This window comes from Microbacterium sp. NPDC055442 (genome assembly GCF_053644215.1).
In genome coordinates this window covers 336,255-352,224 of the sequence record NZ_JBSHLF010000003.1, presented here as the reverse complement: position 1 = coordinate 352,224, position 15,970 = coordinate 336,255, and the positions used below count along the sequence as shown (strand labels likewise).

At 70.7% G+C, this 15,970-nt stretch carries 18 protein-coding genes and 1 tRNA gene; 4 read left to right on the top strand and 15 right to left on the bottom strand.

From position 1 onward, the window contains the following. Nucleotides 1-63: 63 nt before the first annotated feature. Complete coding sequence (gene dcd, locus ACWIBS_RS08965) at nt 64-669, bottom strand: dCTP deaminase (protein WP_376126977.1); 606 nt, start codon at nt 667-669, stop codon at nt 64-66. 74 nt (nt 670-743) lie between these two features. Between dcd and ACWIBS_RS08960 the strand changes: the two genes are divergently transcribed. Further along, nucleotides 744-814, top strand: a tRNA-Gly gene (locus tag ACWIBS_RS08960). A 231-nt stretch (nt 815-1,045) separates the two neighbouring features. Here ACWIBS_RS08960 and ACWIBS_RS08955 read toward each other — a convergent pair. The 3 genes from ACWIBS_RS08955 to ACWIBS_RS08945 form a co-directional block, all read right to left on the bottom strand. Beyond that, on the bottom strand, nt 1,046-2,014 hold the full coding sequence (locus tag ACWIBS_RS08955) for a hypothetical protein (RefSeq protein WP_376126979.1): 969 nt from the start codon (nt 2,012-2,014) through the stop codon (nt 1,046-1,048). Beyond that, nucleotides 2,011-2,334 carry a hypothetical protein gene (locus ACWIBS_RS08950; RefSeq protein ID WP_376126981.1) on the bottom strand — a complete coding sequence of 108 codons (324 nt, stop codon included), beginning with the start codon at nt 2,332-2,334 and terminating at the stop codon, nt 2,011-2,013. The genes ACWIBS_RS08955 and ACWIBS_RS08950 overlap by 4 nt, the downstream gene beginning before the upstream one ends. A gap of 161 nt (nt 2,335-2,495) precedes the next feature. Further along, nucleotides 2,496-3,773, bottom strand: a complete 1,278-nt coding sequence (locus ACWIBS_RS08945; protein WP_376126983.1) for a serine hydrolase domain-containing protein — start codon at nt 3,771-3,773, stop codon at nt 2,496-2,498. 72 nt (nt 3,774-3,845) lie between these two features. Between ACWIBS_RS08945 and ACWIBS_RS08940 the strand changes: the two genes are divergently transcribed. Both ACWIBS_RS08940 and ACWIBS_RS08935 read left to right on the top strand, forming a co-directional pair. Beyond that, nucleotides 3,846-4,157 carry a DUF2470 domain-containing protein gene (locus ACWIBS_RS08940; RefSeq protein WP_376126985.1) on the top strand — a complete coding sequence of 104 codons (312 nt, stop codon included), beginning with the start codon at nt 3,846-3,848 and terminating at the stop codon, nt 4,155-4,157. 67 nt (nt 4,158-4,224) lie between these two features. Further along, entirely contained in the window at nt 4,225-4,878 is a 654-nt protein-coding gene (locus ACWIBS_RS08935; protein WP_376126987.1) for a biliverdin-producing heme oxygenase, read from the top strand. Nucleotides 4,879-4,968: 90 nt separating this feature from the next. On the opposite strand, the gene ACWIBS_RS08930 is transcribed toward ACWIBS_RS08935, so the two are convergent. Continuing rightward, entirely contained in the window at nt 4,969-6,372 is a 1,404-nt protein-coding gene (locus ACWIBS_RS08930; RefSeq protein ID WP_376126989.1) for an ATP-dependent DNA helicase, read from the bottom strand. Between the two features lie 98 nt (nt 6,373-6,470). On the opposite strand from ACWIBS_RS08930, the gene ACWIBS_RS08925 reads away from it, so the two are divergent. Beyond that, nucleotides 6,471-7,541 carry a hypothetical protein gene (locus ACWIBS_RS08925; RefSeq protein WP_376126991.1) on the top strand — a complete coding sequence of 357 codons (1,071 nt, stop codon included), beginning with the start codon at nt 6,471-6,473 and terminating at the stop codon, nt 7,539-7,541. On the opposite strand, the gene ACWIBS_RS08920 is transcribed toward ACWIBS_RS08925, so the two are convergent. The 10 genes from ACWIBS_RS08920 to ACWIBS_RS08875 all read right to left on the bottom strand — a co-directional run bounded on the left by ACWIBS_RS08920 (nt 7,513) and on the right by ACWIBS_RS08875 (nt 15,964). Then, the gene (locus ACWIBS_RS08920) at nt 7,513-9,498 is read right to left on the bottom strand and encodes a cytochrome c oxidase assembly protein (RefSeq protein WP_376127061.1); all 1,986 of its coding nucleotides are present in this window, start codon (nt 9,496-9,498) and stop codon (nt 7,513-7,515) included. The genes ACWIBS_RS08925 and ACWIBS_RS08920 overlap by 29 nt on opposite strands. Before the next feature lie 188 nt (nt 9,499-9,686). Beyond that, nucleotides 9,687-9,974 carry an HU family DNA-binding protein gene (locus ACWIBS_RS08915; RefSeq protein WP_376126992.1) on the bottom strand — a complete coding sequence of 96 codons (288 nt, stop codon included), beginning with the start codon at nt 9,972-9,974 and terminating at the stop codon, nt 9,687-9,689. Between the two features lie 97 nt (nt 9,975-10,071). Further along, complete coding sequence (locus ACWIBS_RS08910) at nt 10,072-11,211, bottom strand: alpha/beta hydrolase (protein WP_376126994.1); 1,140 nt, start codon at nt 11,209-11,211, stop codon at nt 10,072-10,074. A 79-nt stretch (nt 11,212-11,290) separates the two neighbouring features. Then, complete coding sequence (gene rpsN, locus ACWIBS_RS08905) at nt 11,291-11,596, bottom strand: 30S ribosomal protein S14 (protein ID WP_376126996.1); 306 nt, start codon at nt 11,594-11,596, stop codon at nt 11,291-11,293. 4 nt (nt 11,597-11,600) lie between these two features. Then, entirely contained in the window at nt 11,601-11,771 is a 171-nt protein-coding gene (gene rpmG / locus ACWIBS_RS08900) for a 50S ribosomal protein L33 (protein ID WP_165140426.1), read from the bottom strand. After that, nucleotides 11,771-12,007, bottom strand: coding sequence for a 50S ribosomal protein L28 (gene rpmB / locus ACWIBS_RS08895; RefSeq protein ID WP_376126997.1), 237 nt, complete (start codon nt 12,005-12,007; stop codon nt 11,771-11,773). Before rpmB ends, rpmG begins: the two co-directional genes overlap by 1 nt. Before the next feature lie 107 nt (nt 12,008-12,114). After that, nucleotides 12,115-12,783 (bottom strand): DNA-3-methyladenine glycosylase, encoded by a 669-nt coding sequence (locus ACWIBS_RS08890; protein WP_376127063.1) that lies wholly within the window; start codon nt 12,781-12,783, stop codon nt 12,115-12,117. Beyond that, complete coding sequence (locus tag ACWIBS_RS08885; RefSeq protein ID WP_376126998.1) at nt 12,780-14,174, bottom strand: hypothetical protein; 1,395 nt, start codon at nt 14,172-14,174, stop codon at nt 12,780-12,782. Before ACWIBS_RS08885 ends, ACWIBS_RS08890 begins: the two co-directional genes overlap by 4 nt. After that, entirely contained in the window at nt 14,164-14,949 is a 786-nt protein-coding gene (locus ACWIBS_RS08880) for a TIGR03943 family putative permease subunit (protein WP_376127000.1), read from the bottom strand. Before ACWIBS_RS08880 ends, ACWIBS_RS08885 begins: the two co-directional genes overlap by 11 nt. Beyond that, nucleotides 14,942-15,964: a permease gene (locus tag ACWIBS_RS08875; RefSeq protein WP_376127065.1), complete on the bottom strand. Its 1,023-nt coding sequence runs from the start codon at nt 15,962-15,964 to the stop codon at nt 14,942-14,944. The genes ACWIBS_RS08880 and ACWIBS_RS08875 overlap by 8 nt, the downstream gene beginning before the upstream one ends. Nucleotides 15,965-15,970 lie beyond the last annotated feature (6 nt).

The window sequence follows — 15,970 nt, the reverse complement described above, 5'->3', positions numbered from 1 at the left end:
GGGCTGGCTCGTCACGCGACCCACGCTATCGATGCGGGCCGCGCCTGCCCAGAGTGTGACCGATCAGGCGCCGCGGGATCCGGCGTCGGTCGTGGCGACGTCCGAGCGGTGGAAGTTGAAGAACGATCGGGATGCCGTGGGGCCGCGCTGCCCCTGGTAGCGGTTGCTGTACGGCCCCGTGCCGTAGGGGTTCTCGGTCGGCGACGACAGGCGGAAGAAGCACAGCTGCCCGATCTTCATGCCGGGCCACAGCTTGATCGGCAGCGTCGCGACGTTGGACAGCTCGAGGGTGACGTGCCCCGAGAATCCGGGGTCGATGAACCCCGCCGTGGAGTGCGTCAGCAGGCCGAGCCGCCCGAGCGAGGACTTGCCCTCGAGCCGCGCTGCGACGTCGTCGGGCAGGGACACCTGCTCGAACGTCGACCCGAGCACGAATTCCCCCGGGTGCAGGATGAACGCCTCGTCGGGTGTCGTCTCGATGAGATGCGTCAGTTCGGGCTGGTCTTCCGCCGGGTCGATGAACGGGTACTTGTGGTTGTCGAACAGCCGGAAGTACCGGTCCAGGCGCACGTCGACACTCGACGGCTGGACCATTCCGGGCTCGTACGGATCCAGGCCGATACGGCCGGATTCAAGCTCGAGCTTGATGTCACGGTCGGAGAGCAGCACGCGACCAGCCTAGAGGCTCCGGATGCCGCACCTCGCGCTGCTTTGTTATGCTGGCCGGGCACCTCCGGGTGCAGGGGGATGTAGTTCAATGGCAGAACTTCAGCTTCCCAAGCTGATAGCGCGGGTTCGATTCCCGTCATCCCCTCAAGGTCCTGATGTGCCGCCATAGGCGGTGCAGCAGGACCTTTGTGCGCATGCCGTCGGAACCGAAGCCGCTTGCGGGTGGGCCCCTGCCGCCGAGGCTCCGCGCAGCGCGTAGCGATGCGTGGAGAGCGGTAGGGACGATTCCCGTCATCCCCTCAAAAGGTTCGAGATGGCACCACGGGTGCCGACTCGGGCCTTCGGTGAATGCTCCCACGCCCGCCCGACGCGCGCTTCACCCCGGGACGACGCCGCCCCAGATCGATCCCGCCCACTGCAGCTGCGCACCCGAGCACGAGACGTTGCCGCTGCCGTAGCCGCGCTGGGCGGCCATGCAGTTGGCGAGCAGCTCGATGTTGCCGCCGAACAGCGACGCGTACCCCGACGATGCGACGAGCGGGCCCCAGACGTTGAACTGGTAGGTGTGGGCGAGCTCGTGCGCCATCGCCCAGTGCAGGCGACCGTCCGACCACGAGGCGAGGCCCGGCGTGAAGCGGATGACCCCGGGCGACGCGCAGGCAGCCGCGGCACCGCCGCCGCATGCGCCGGCGAACTCCTCGAGCCGCACGTGACCGCCGCCGACGTTGTTGAGCGCAGCGCGCACGCGCGCGTAGCCGCCCGCGACCGGCGCGGCACCGCCTCCGCCGCCGCCGCCCGCCGAGGCGCCACCGGAATACCCGCCCCCGCCCCCGCCGGATCCCCCGGAGTAGCCGCGCGATGCCGCCGCCGCCCGCTCGGCCGCGATGCGGGCCTGTTCGCGGTCGTACTCCTCGACGGCCTTCGTGACATCGCCGGCGTACTCGTCGACGTCGGCGCGGGCGCGGGCGACGACGGCGACGTCGGTGCGTTCGGCGAGCACTTTCTGCTGCAGTTTCAGGATGCCGGCACGCTCGGCCGCCGTCTCGAGCTTGCCGTCGGCGGCCGACAGGGCGGCATCCGCCTTCTCGAGCGAAGCGACGAAGCCCTCGCGCGCGTCGATGAGCACGTCATAGGTCGACGACGTCGCACGCAGACCGCCCGCACGCTCGGCGAGCACGACGGCTTCGCCGCGTACGAGGGCGCTCTCGGCCTGCAGCGCCTCGAACTCGGCGGCGACCGTGTCCCGCTCGTGCCGCACGGCCGATCCATCGGCGATCTGCGCGCCCATGACGACGACGGCGCACGCCGTCAGCACCACGAGCGAGCGACGGGTTGCGGGGCTCACTTGAGGAACCCCGACGTCGAGGCGAGCGTCCTTCCCTGCTCGGCGAGGCGCACGCGCAGGTCTGCTTCGCGCACTCGCGCGAGCGCGTTCGCGTTGCGTGCCGCAGCGAGGGAGTCCTGCACCAGGATGCTCTCGGCAATGAGGACGTCGCGTTGGCGGGCGAGATCCTGCTCGGCCACCTCGACGAACAGCACGCCGGCCGCCGTGGCGGCGACGATGAGGGCCGCGGCGAGCCAGCGTGGACGCACGAGGAGCGGTACGCGACGCAGCGCGACGGCGGACGGTGGACTCCAAGCCGGTGACGGGATGGACTGGGCCATTGGCGTGGCCTGCCTTCGACGAACCCAGTGGCGGCGCACAGCGGGTGCTCCGCTCCCGCGGCGTTGGGGACCGCCCCGGAACCGGTGGCCGGCGAGCCGACCACGCCCCCCTGTGCATGGGTACAGCCCAGCCTAGAGCCCGACGCGTTCGGGCGCGAGTGTCACTCCGCGGGCGGGGCGCAGACGGCCTTCGCGGTGAGCTGTTCGCGATACTGCTCGGGTGTCCACGGCAGTCCTGCTTCGGGGGCGGTTTCCCCGGATGCCGCGGGCGCTTTCGATGCGATCGCGGCGAGCTCCCACGCGAGCTCCTGGGCAGGTGCCGCGCCACGCACCGAGTTGTTCAGCGCGACGACGACCGTGAGACCCGTTTCGGGATCGGCGAACGCCGCCGTGGCGTACCCGGGCATCGAGCCGTAGTTGCCGACGAGCGATCCGGCGATCACCGCGCCGCCGGCCGTCGTGAGCCACGAGGGCGCCGAGTCGCTGAGCGGCTTGGCGTCGGCGAAGCGGCTCTCGGCGAGCTGCTCGGACAGCAGCGCGCCCGTCGCGAGGGCCTGCACGTACTGACGCATGTCATCGACCGTCGACACGGCACCCGCGTCGGTGAACCCGATGCTCGCGGAAATCGCCGAGACGTCGACAGGCTCGGCGCACATCCACGCGCCGGCTTCGTCCTTCTCGAGGGTGAGACCCGTCATGCCGCCCGCGACCGGAGCAGCAGCACCCGCCGGCAGGCGGGTCGCCGTGAGATCGAGCGGTTCGGCGACGTGCTCCTGCAGCAGGGCACGGGCGGAGCCGCCCATCACCCGCTCCATCGCGAGCCCGAGCAGAACGTAGTTGGCGTCGGAGCTGACGAACTTCTCGCCCGGTTCCGTCGACCGCGGCTGACCCAGGCCGTAGCTGGCCAGCTCACGCGCGTTCCACACGCGTTGCGGGTTCTTCGTCCACACGGGTCGCAGCTTGCCCGCGTACGAGCCGATGCCCGACGTGCCGTCGCACAGCTGCTCGAGGGTCACGTCCTTCAGGTCGGCGACGCCCGAGACGTACTGAGAGACGGATGCGTCCAGTTCGACGAGCCCGTCATCGACGGCGGAATACAGCAGATCGCACGTCATGGGCCGCGTCAGCTGCCCGATGCGGAAGGGCATGTCGGTCGTGACGGCCGCACCCCCGGGGGTCTGGGTGCCGACTCCGCTGACCCATGAGCCGCTCCACGGCGCCCACACGCCGACGACGGCGCCGGTCGCGCCGATCGTGCCCATCGCGTGAGTGACGGCATCGCTGAGCAGCTGCTGCGTCTGGTCGGCGAAGGCCCCTTCGACCTGCGTGGGCAGCTCGACGGTCGGTTCGGGCGCGGAGCAGCCGCTGAACGCGACGGCGAGCACGAGCGCGGCCGCGACCGCACCCGCGGCGCGCCGCGGTTTCCTGACTGCCCGCATGGCCACCCCCGACAAGAGATTCAAACACACCCAGGTCACGAGGATGTCACGCCGATCCGTAGGCTGTGACGCATGACGCACACCTTCGACGATTCCGTGCGCACTGCGGTGCTCCACCACATGAACGACGACCACAGCGACGACAACCTGCTCATCGCCCGCGCGTTCGGACCGGCAGGTGACCCCGCCTCGGCGACCATGACGGGCCTCGACGGCGACGGAGGCGAGTGGATCGCCCGGCTCGCCGACGGCACCGAGGTCTCCTTCCGCGTGCCGTGGCCCGGCGGCGCCATCAGCGAGCGCCCCGAAGTGCGGCGCGAGATCGTCGCACTGTACGACGCCGCGTGCGAGCGCCTGGGCATCGAACCGCGTCCGCACGCGTGACCGCGGGAGTATCATCCCGAGCCCTCCGAGTAGGTTAGGCACGCCTCACCGGCCTAGACTGGGGAGCATGAGCGACGTCATCCCCTTCTCGAAAACACTCTGGGAACGCTCCACGAGCGCACACTCGGGAAGCGAGCACTCCGGCTTCATGGCCGACCTGCTCAAGGGCGACGGCACCCGCGAGGACTACACGGCCCTCGTCGCGCAGCACTGGTTCATCTACGAGGCCCTCGAGCGCACCGCAGCGCAGATGCGCAACGACCCCGTGGCATCCGTCTTCATCAGCGACAAGCTGACGCGCCTGCCCGCCCTCGAAGCCGACCTCGAATTCCTCGTCGGCAGCGACTGGCGCGACCAGATCGAACCGCTTCCCGCCACGAAGCGCTACGTCGACCGCATCAACGAGGTCGGTGCGACGTGGGCGGGCGGTTTCGTCGCGCACCACTACACGCGCTACCTCGGCGACCTGTCGGGCGGCCAGTTCATCGGACGCCTCATGGCCCGGCGCTTCGGCTTCGGGACGAACGGCATCGGCTTCTACGTCTTCGACGACATCGCCGACCCCGCCGCCTTCAAGGACGTCTACCGCGAGCAGATGGACCAGGCGCCCTGGGATGCCGCCGAGCAGGAGCGCGTCATCGACGAGGTGCTGCTCGCATACCGCTTCAACACCGAGCTGTTCGAAGACCTCGGCGCCGCCAAGTCGACCGCCGTCGCCTGACCCCCCCCTTCGACAGGCTCAGGGACCGCGACAGGCTCAGGGACCGCGACAGGCTCAGGGACCGCGACAGGCTCAGGGACAGCGACAGGCTCAGGGACCGGTGGGGAGCGTCGGCGTCGATGCCTGGCGCCGGGCGCCGGCGATGAAGCGCCGCACATCCGGGTCGACCCGGATGTCGCTCGGGCGCAGCGGCCGCGTGAGATAGAGGCCCTCGAGCGACGTCAGCCGTGAGAGCGCGACGTAGGTCTGGCCGGGGGCGAACGCCCCGGATCCGAGGTCGACGATCGCGCGGTCGTAGGTCTTTCCCTGCGACTTGTGGATCGTCACCGCCCACGCCAGGCGCAGCGGGAACTGCGTGAACTCGGCGACGATCTCGCGCGTGAGCGCCTTCGATCCGGGGTCGTACGCGTAGCGGTACTTCTCCCACACCGCCGGCTCGACCTCGACCTCGTCGCCGTCGACGTCGACGCGCACCGTGCCGCCCGCGATCCGGGTGACCCGCCCGATCGTGCCGTTGACCCACCGCGGCGGATCGGGGAAGGCGCCGCGGTCGTTGCGCAGGAACATGACCTGCGCGCCCACCTTGAGCTTCAGCTCGGGGTCGGCGGGGTATCCGGCCTCGCCCCGGCCGAAGTCGCCGCTCACGTCGGCCTGTGCCGTCTGCTCGCGGCCGCGCAGTTCGGCGAGGTGCCGGCGGTTGATGTTGTTGACGATGTCGTTGCGGGTGGCGAGCGTGATGATGGGGGGCTCGTCGTCCGAGGGATCCGGCGGTCTGCGGGCCCCCGTGTCGTTGAGCGCCTGCGCGATGTCGGCTGTCACGACGCCGTGCCGGACGGCGTTGAGCATCGCCTTGAACCCGTCATCGGACTGCCGGTGGATGTCGACCAGCTCGCGGATGTGCAGCTCGGCGCCGTGCCTGCCGAGATCGATGAGCCCGTCGAATCCCTCACCGGTTGCTGAGCCTGTCGAAGCACCCGCCCACACGTGCGCGTCGAAGAACCAGAACGACCGGTAGTGATCGCGCACATAGCGCAGCTCGTCGCCGCGCGGCGGCACGGGAGCCAGCTGGTACGGGTCGCCGAACATGACGATCTGCACCCCGCCGAACGGCTCGTGCCGGCGCCCCCGCGCGAGGCGCAGCGACCGGTCGATCGCGTCCATGAGGTCGGCGTTGACCATCGAGATCTCGTCGATGACGAGCGTCTCGATGGCGTTGAGGATCTTGCGCGTGGCATCCGTCTGCTTCTCGTCGCTCGACCCGATCAGGCCGATCGGCAGCCGGAAGAGCGAGTGGATCGTCTGCCCTTCGACGTTGAGCGCGGCGACGCCCGTCGGCGCACAGACCGCGATCTGCTTCGACGTGCTCCATGCCAGGTGCTGCAGGAGCGTCGATTTGCCCGTCCCGGCGCGGCCCGTCACGAACACGTGCTCGTTCGTGTCTTCGATCAGACGGAACAGCGCCTCTTGTTCGGCAGACAGGGGCGGCGTGGTCACCGATTCATGGTAGCCATCGGATGCCGCACCCCGGCCCGGCAGCCGCTCATCTGTGCACAGATTCCGCGGGGGAAAGCACTCTTCCTAGACTGGGTGTCGTGAACGAAGCGGCCGGCAGCACACGAGCGCGGCGATCCCGCAACCGCCTCGCGGTCGACCTCACGCTGCTCGGTCTGGTCGGGGTGCTCCTCGTCGCGGCGGTCGCGGCGGGCGTCGCGACGCTGTACCGCGAGTTCTACTCGCCGACGGCGTTCGTGGAGCGCTACCTCTCCCTCCTCGCCGACGGCCACGCCGCCGAGGCGCTGGCTCTTCCGGGCGTCGCCGTCGACACCCCCGACCTCGAAGGCGCCGGTCTTCCGCCCACCGCGTCGGACGCCCTGCTGCGCCGTGACGCCCTGGCCTCGCTCAGCGATGTCGAGGTCGTGTCCGAGACCGAGCAGGACGGCGTCTCGCGCGTCGCGGTGACCTACCGCGCGGGCGGCGTCGACGGACGCACGACCTTCTCGATCGAGCGCGACGGCACGATCGGCGTCGCCCCGACGTGGCGGTTCGCCGAGAGCCCGCTGGCCGTGATGGACCTCGTCGTGCGCGGGTCGATGTCGTTCGACGTCAACGGCTTCGAGATCGACAAGCGGCAGGTCTCGCCCGACGGTCTCGACGCCGACCCCCTCGCGCCGGTGTCGCTGCTGGTCTTCTCTCCCGCGTTCTACTCGGTGTCGGTCGACACCGCGATCTCGTCGACCGCCGGCGTGGGAGTGCTCTCGGACAGCCCGTTCTCGGCCGTCGCGGTCGACGTGCAGGCCGAGCCCACCGAGGAGTTCGTGGCGGTCGTGCAGCAGCGCGTCGAGGAGTTCCTGACGTCGTGCGCGACGCAGCAGGTGCTGCAGCCGACGGCATGCCCCTTCGGGTTCTATGTGCAGGAGCGCATCGCGTCGGAGCCGGTGTGGTCGATCGTCGCGCAGCCCGTCATCACGCTCGTGCCCGACGGCGCGGCGTGGGTGATCCCCGACACCGAGGCGATCGCGCACATCGATGTCGACATCCGCTCGCTCTTCGACGGATCGGTCAGGTCCGTGAGCGAAGACGTGCCGTTCGTGCTGACGGCGCTCATCACGGTGCTGCCCGACGGCACCGCGACGATCACCGTCGGCGGGCCTGGTCTTCCCTGACGCTGCGGCGGGCGTCGCGCTCGGCCAGCTGCGCCAGCTGCGCGTTGTAGGCCTCGAGCTCGGCGTCATTCGTGCGGTCGGCGTGCCGGTCGCTGCGCTTCTGCACCCGGGCGTCGGAGCGCGACCACTGGATCGCGACCGTGACGGCGAGGATGAGCGTCGGGATCTCGCCGACCGACCACGCGACGCCACCGCCGATGTACTGGTCCTCGAGCGGTGTCGCACCCCATTCGCGGCCCATCGACCCGTACCATTCCGCGACCATGAGCCCGGACTGCATCATGATCGAGATGCCGAAGAACGCGTGCATCGCCATGACGCCGACGAGCAGCAGCAGGCGGCCGGGGTACGGCAGACGCCACGGCACGGGGTCGATGCCGATCAGCGTCAGCACGAAGAGGTAGCCCGAGATGAGGAAGTGCGCGACCATCCACTCGTGGCCGAGGTGGTCGTACAGCGCCCAGCGGAAGAGGTCGGTGTAGTAGAACACCCACAGCGACACGACGAAGATGCCCGCGGCGACGAAGGGGTTCGTCAGAACGCGGGACACCGGCGTCTGCACGGCCCACAGGATCCACTCGCGGCCGCCTCGCGTGCCGTCCTCGCGCTTGCGGATCGCCCGCGCCGCGAGCGTCACGGGGGCGCCCACGACCAGCAGCAGGGGAATCGCCATCCCGAGCAGCATGTGCCCGATCATGTGCACGCTGAACAGGTAGTCCTGGTAGACGTTGATGGGTCCCGCCGTCACCCAGAACAGCAGCAGCAGTCCGAGCGTCCAGGACACGGATCGCAGGAGCGGCCAGCGGTCGCCGCGCACGTGCAGGCGTCGCACGCCCGCCCAGTAGAAGAAGAGGCCGAACGCGACGGCGAAGACCCAGATGAGGTCGGGGTTCCACGACGTCAGCCAGCGCTCGGGGGTCAGTTCCGGGGGCAGCGGAGCGAGTGTCAGGATCTGCGCCGGCGTCGGCACGGCGGGGATGACGGGCTCGACGGGCGGAGGCGTGCGTGCCAGTGCCGCGGCGGCGCCGCTGGCGATGCCCATGAGGGCGAGCTCGAAGGCGATGAGCCCCCAGAAGCGCCGTGACGCGCCGTCTTCGCGCAGCCGTGCGATCAGCCGCTGCCGGTACCAGGCACCGAGCGCGCCGATCGCGATGAGGGCGACGATCTTGACGATGAGGATGACGCCGTAGGCCGAGGCGAGCATCGACCATTCGCCGAGCCCGATCATGGCCCGCACCGTGCCGCTCGCGGCGACGACGATGAAAGCCGCGAGCGCGATGCTCGAGTAGCGGCCGAGCACCGTGGCGACACCGTCGCGATCGAGGAGCGGCCGCACGAACACCATGAGCATCAGTCCGCCGAGCCACACGGCGGCGCCGATGATGTGGATGATGATCGCCGTCATCGCCTCGTGGTGGAACGCCGCCTCGCCGGAGTGTCCCTGCGTGCCCATCGGCACGAGCGTGGCGATCGACAGTGCCGCGACGAGCAGCGTCGCCGTCCACGACCGGACGGCGAAGGTCAGCACCGTCAGCAGCGCTCCCGCGACCGTCGTGATGAGCCACGTGCGGCCCACTTCGGTCTCGGTGAAGAAGCGCCCCAGCTGGGCCCCGAATTCGGGGCTCGCGCTGATCGCCGGGTTGAACGCGTCGACGAACGTGAAGAAGCCCGTCGCGCCCGCGGCCACGGTGAAGACGGCGGCAGAGACGGATGCCGCATCCAGCGCCGTGTCGAAGGGGCGCTCGCCCGCCTTGAGCGCGAACAGCGCCGTGACGAGGACCCCGACGACGCCCGCGGCGGAGAGGTTGACGAGCAGCTTCGAGATCGGAAGCCCCCAGCGCACGATCGGACCGGGGTCGGCGATCGCGAGCGGCTCCGCGCCGCCACCGAAGGCGAGCGCCCAGGCGAGGGTGACGAACGCGGCCACGACGAGGATCGCCGGGCCGACGGAGCGCAGGCTGCGCGGACGCGCTCGCCGCGCGGCTCCGGGCGGCGCAGCAGCGACGTGGGAAGAAGGCGCGGGGGTCACGATCCCAGCCTAGGCGCGCAGAAGGGGGATGCCGAGCGTTCGGCATCCCCCTTCGAGAGACAGAGGTCTCGATCCGCCTCGACGCTGCCCGCGGCAGCGTCGACCCGGGATCGCGGTTACTTGACGGCGGCCTTCAGCTTCGAGCCGGCCGTGACCTTGACGCGCTGGCCCGCGGGGATCTTGATCTCTTCACCGGTCTGCGGGTTGCGGCCCGTACGTGCCGACGTCTCGACGCGCTCGAACGAGATCCAGCCCGGGATCGAGACCTTGCTGCCCTTGGCGACGGCCTCGGAGACGGTCGAGAAGAGTGAGTCGAGCATGCCCGACACGGCGGACTGGCTCTGGCCGGTCGCGCTGGCGATGCTCGCGACGAGTTCGGTCTTGGTGATGGACTTGTCAGCCATTTGGGTTGTCCTCCAAGGCGGCTTGAGCACCGCCCCTATTGCTGGGACCGGTTGGCGAGCGCCTTCCGGCTGGTCGGATCGACCGCCTTGACTATAGTCACGAATCCGCGGAATCACGCGGATTTCTGCCGCTTTTCGACGTTCGTGACGGCGTGTCGGGGTCTTCTGTGGCTGTTGGGGCCGCTGTGGCGACCGTTTCGGGGGTTCCGGCGTGCAGACGGCGCAGCGCCGCGACGACGTCGTCGTGCCAGCGACGGGCGGCCGGGAGGGCACCGGTGAAGAGGGGAGTGTCGTGAGTCACGCCGAGATACTGCGCCACGCTCGCGTCGACGCCGGCCGCGCGCAGCGCCGCGCCATAGGCCGCCCCGTCGCCGCGCAGCGGGTCGTATTCGGCGGTCAGGATGACGGCGGGCGGCAGCCCCGCGTGCGACGGTGCGCGCAGCGGTGAGGCGTACGGTTCGCGCGCGTTCCCGGCCTCGCCCAGGTAGGTCCGGGCGACCGAGCGCAGTTCGCGCAGCGCGATGATGCTCGGGATGCCGAGCGCCCGGGTCGCGCGCAGGTCGAGGTGCCTTCCGGTGAGGTCGGTGACGGGGACTTCGAGCAGCTGCAGTCGCAGCGGCATCGCGGCGCGGTCACGGTTGACGAGCGTGAGCGCCGCGGCGAGGTTCGCTCCGGCCGACGTGCCCGCGACGGCGATCCGGTCACGGTCGATGCCGAGGTCGTCGGCCTGCGCGAAGAGCCACTCGAGCGCACGATAGGCCTGCTCGACCTGCACGGGGTAGCGCTGCTCGGGGGCGAGCGCGTAGTCGACGGCGACGATGACGACGCCCGCATCCTGCGCACGGCGGCGGAACGCGGCATCCGTCGTGGGATAGTCGATGCCGCCGATGCGGAACGCCCCGCCGAAGAAGGCGAGCACCGCCGGCAGGGGGTTCTCGGCGAGGGTCGGCCGGTATACGCGCACACGGAACGACGGCTCTGCCGCGACCTCGTGCTCGCTCGTCGGCAGATCGGGTCCGGGGGTGCCGACCGTGCGCAGCTCGGTGCGGTCCCACGCGAGTGCGGCCCGGCGATGACGCGCGCGCGGGCTCAGCGGCGCTTTCGGACTCGGGGGTGCCGATGGGCGTGAGAACGGCCAGAGCGCCGCCAGCCGCGAGCGCGCCGAACCGACCGCCTGACCGAGCAGGTACCGGCGGTGCACTCGAAGTCGCTCGGCGAAGAAGGGATCCAGCGGCACGCGTCCATTCGACCACGACGCGCCCCGGGAAAGGCGAAAGGCCCGGAGCGGACTCCGGGCCTTTCTGCTGCGGTGGTGCTTACCAGCTCGACTTGGTCACGCCGGGCAGCTCGCCACGGTGCGCCATGTCGCGGAAGCGGACACGCGAGATGCCGAACTTCGTCAGCATGCCGCGCGGGCGGCCGTCGATGACGTCGCGCGAGCGCAGACGCACGGGCGACGCGTCGCGGGGCAGCTTCTGCAGACCCAGGCGGGCGGCTTCGCGCTCTTCGTCGGTCGAGGTCGGCGAAACGAGCGCCTTCTTCAGTTCGGCGCGCTTCGCGGCGTAGCGGTCGACGACCGCCTGGCGCTGCTGGTTGCGCGCGATCTTGCTCTTCTTGGCCATGCGATCAGCGCTCCTCTCGGAAGTCGACGTGCTTGCGCACGACAGGGTCGTACTTCTTCAGCACGATGCGGTCGGGGTTGTTGCGGCGGTTCTTGCGCGTCACGTAGGTGTACCCCGTGCCGGCGGTCGAACGCAGCTTGATGATCGGACGGACGTCCTGAGACTTCTTGGCCATCAGAGCTTCACACCCTTCGCGATCAGGTCCTTCACAACCGACTCGATACCGCGCGCATCGATCACCTTCATGCCCTTAGCGGACACGTTGAGGGTGATCTTGCGGCCGAGCGAAGCCACGAAGTAGGTCTTCCTCTGCACGTTCGGGTCGAAGCGGCGCTTCGTCCGGCGGTGCGAGTGCGAGATGTTGTGACCGAAGCCGGGAACTGCTCCAGTCACCTGGCACACTGCTGCCATAGTGATGTCTCCTTAGTACCGTGACACCGGACGGTGTCACCCAAGATCCCTTGTCTGCATCCTCGTGAGGATACGTACTGCGTACTGGAGTGCACGCAGACAAAGAGTCAGCCTAGCACAGGGCCGGCGCCGCGCCCCCACCGGAAGGCGGACACGGTCGGGTCCCCCGGGATCCAGAAGCGCCACGGAAAGACGGCCGTGCCCGCGACGCCCGCGACGCCGACGCGCGGCCCCGTCGCGACCTCGGCGAGGGGCTCGTCGCGCAGGGCGAGGCGCGCGACGGCTCCGTGCAGCGCCGCGCCGGTGACGACGTCGATGCCGTCATGCAGCGGATGCCGCAGGCCGACGGCGTCGCCGAGCCGGCCGGGACCGCGGGCGAGGTCGCGCGCGACGCGCGCGGCGGGGCGACGCCGGGATGCGGCATCCGCTCCGTCGATCACCTCTCCCCCGCGCAGCAGGACTCCGCCGGCGAGGCCGTCGGGTCCGCACACGACGTTGACGCACGAATGGATGCCGTGGCTCAGGTAGACGTAGAGGTGCCCGGGCTCGCCCCACATGGTCGCGTTCCGCGCCGTGCGCCCCATGCGCGCGTGCGAGCCGGGATCGGGCACGTCGCCCGTGCCGCGACCGTGGTAGGCCTCGACCTCGGTGATGCGCACGGCGACCTCTTCGCCCTCGACGACCGTGCGCAGCACTCCGCCGAGCAGACGCGGCGCGACCGCGAGCGGAAGGGCGGCCAGCTCGTCGCGAGCGGCGGGATGCAGCGCCGCCGTCATGAGGTCGGCACCCGGCACCACGAGAGCGCGAAGCCCTCCAGCGACACGACGGGCTCGGCGTCGTCGAGCTGGAAGATCCGCGTCTCGAGCCGTTCCGGCAGGGGCAGCAGGTAGCCGTCGTAGGGGTTGTCAACGGCGTCGGGGGCGACGGTCACGGCGGCATAGCGCCCACTGGGCGAGACGCACGTCTGCATGAGCGCATCGGTGGGGCCGATGTCGGCGATGCCGCGGCTCGCGCCGTCGCCGTCCACGAGCGCGACCGACGTGCCGAGCGAGCGCGTGCCCGTCTCGTCGAGCACGACCGACGAGCGCAGCGTGCCGCCCCCGGGCACGGGCAGCGCCGTGCCGAGGAGGCCGAGCTCCTCGTCGGGCGTGACGAGCGGGCGCTGGGTGCCGTCGGTGAGGTCGAGCACGACGATGCCGTCGAGTCGCTCGACGATCGCCGCGGTGCCGGCGACGCCGTCGATCGAGATCGCGGTGCCCAGCGAGGTCGCCTCGCCGCCTTCCGCGCCCGTGAGAAGCAGGTTCCCGTCGAAGGTGAGCAGCAGGATGCTGTCGGTCTCGGGCACGAACCGCCACTGCGCGATCCGCGCATCGGTGCCGGCGACCTCGATCCGGGTGGGTGTGTCGCCCGCAACCGTGAACAGGGCGCTCTCGAGGCCGCCCGCGTCGCTGAGGGTGGCATCCGAGTAGGTGAAGCCGATCAGATCGCCGCGGTCGGCCGCCTGCAGGTGCGTCACGACGCCGTCGTCGCCGGGGAGCGGCAGCGCGCGCTCGCCCGAGCCGTCGAGGTCGGTCACCAGCAGCGCGGGGCGATCGTCGGCCGTGCGCACCGAGACGACGAGCTGCGATGCCGTCGCGCGGAAGTCCTCGATGTCGGGATGACTGAACACCGGCACCGCCTCATCGCCCGTGAGGTCGGTGCGGAAGATGGTGTCGTCGCTCGGGCCGCCGCGCTGCAGCAGGTGCACCGCGATGGGCGGTGTGCGGAACGTCTCGACGATCGATCCGTCGGGACCGCCGCCGAGGCCCCGCACCCCGTCGATCGTCACGGTGTACTCCGTGTCGTCGCGCAGCGGCACGCCGAACCGCACGCCCACGCTGCGGCCGGACGTGTCGACGGCGAACGGCGTCTCGGGCGTGACGGTGACCTGTGCGGGGTCGACCTCGGCGAGCGACTGCGACGTCGTCACGATGATCCGCGAGCCGGATGCCGCCACCGAGGCCGCCGGATCCACCTGCACATCCGTGATGCGCGGACCCTGCACGACGCCGATCGCCGCGGCTCCGGCGCCGGCGACCGCGAGCGCCGCGACGACCGCGACGAACGAGACCAGGAACGCCCGGCCGCGCCGCGCGCGGGAGCGGCCCCGACGCGTGTCAGTACTCATAGGGGTCACCGGGTTCGTCGATCGCCGTCACGTCGCTCGCCGCGATCGCGAGCCGCCCGTCGCCGGTTGCTCTCACCGTGCCCGTCACGGTGACCCACTGGCCCGTGTCCGGCACGCTCCCGGTCGTGATCGGCACGTTCGCCGGCTGCGCATCGATGACGCAGTGCGTGATGACCAGGCGCGTCAGATCGAAGCCGTCGTCGCCGGGGGTGACGAAGCCCGTCAGGGTGACCGGGTCGCCGTCGAACGCGTCGGGGTTCGTCGCGGTCGCGAACACCGCCGACCACTCCCCGACCCCGAACGTCGAGGTGTCGCCCGTCTCCGCGAGCGTGACGGCGTCGGCTCCCGCGAACAGCGGCGGCGCTCCGATGTCGCGGGACATCGCGAGTTCGGCGCTGAGGGATGCGGGAGGCAGCACGAGCGTCAGCAGCACGACCCCCGACGCCGCGACGCCCCCTGTCGCGATGGCGACCCGCCCCGCGGCGGCACCGGCGCGCTGCCGCGCGGGTCTCTTCGGGTGCGCGGACGACGGATCCGCGTGGTCGTGACCGTGGTCGTGACCGTGGTCGTCTTCGGCGCCGAGCGGCAGCGCGAAGCTCGCGACCGCGCCGATCAGCACGATGACCGCCATCCCGACGGCGAACCACGCGGAATCGGGATTGACATACAGGGCCAGGCGATCGGTCGCCGCGAGCGCGATCGTGACGACCGCGAGCACCGAGGCGAGGCCGACGCCGAGCCAGCGGGTCAGGAGCGCGCGAGAGGGGTCAGCCAATGAGGTTCACCCCCGCCCCGATCGCGAAGGCCGCGAGCACGACGATGACGACGATCCCCGCGAGGGCGCGCGTCGTGAAGGTCGTGCGCAGCAGCGCGAGCATCTTGACGTCGACGAGCGGCCCGACGAGGAGGAACGCGATGATCGAGCCCGGCGTGAAGGTCGACGCGAACGACAGCGCGAAGAACGCGTCGACGTTCGAGCAGATCGACACGACCATCGCGAGCGCGATCATAGCGACGATCGACAGCGCCGGATTCGACCCGATGGCCAGGAGCGCTTCGCGCGGGATGAGCACCTGCACGGCGCCGGCGAGCGCCGAGCCGATGACGAGGGCGGGCATGACGGCGCGCAGCTCGACGATGAACTGGCTGAGGGTGCGACGGCCTCGCTCGGCCGCGCCGTGCGCGTGTGCGTGCTGGCGGGCGCACGTGCTGCGGAAGCGGTCCGTGAGCAGTCCGTCCGGCGACGGATGCCGCGAATACAGCCAGCCGATGAGGTTCGCGATGAGGAATCCGCCGACGAGCCGGACGACGAGGATGCCGTCGGAGTAGCCGAACGCCTGGTGCGTCGTGATGATGACGATCGGGTTCACGATGGGCGCCGCGATCAGGAACGTCAGCGTCTCGGGCACCGTGAAGCCGCGCATCATCAGTCCGCGCGCGAACGGCACGTTGCCGCACTCGCACACCGGCACGACCATGCCCAGAAGCGACAGCACAGCCCGTCGCGCCCACGCGCGCCGCGGCATCCATCGCTCGATCGCACCGGGCGGGATCCACACCTGCACGACGATCGAGAGCACGACGCCGAGCGCGACGAACGGGAGCGACTCGATCAGGACGCTGATCGCGAGGGTCAGGCCGTCCTGCGCGCGGGCAGGCAGGCGCGCCGGGAAGAGCTCGGGCACGAAGAGGTCGATCGCGAACAGGCCCACGACGACGGCGGCGCCGATGACGAGGGGGACGAGAAGGCGTCCTGCGCGCGGGCGATCCGTCGAACCGCCGGGGCGCAGCGCGAA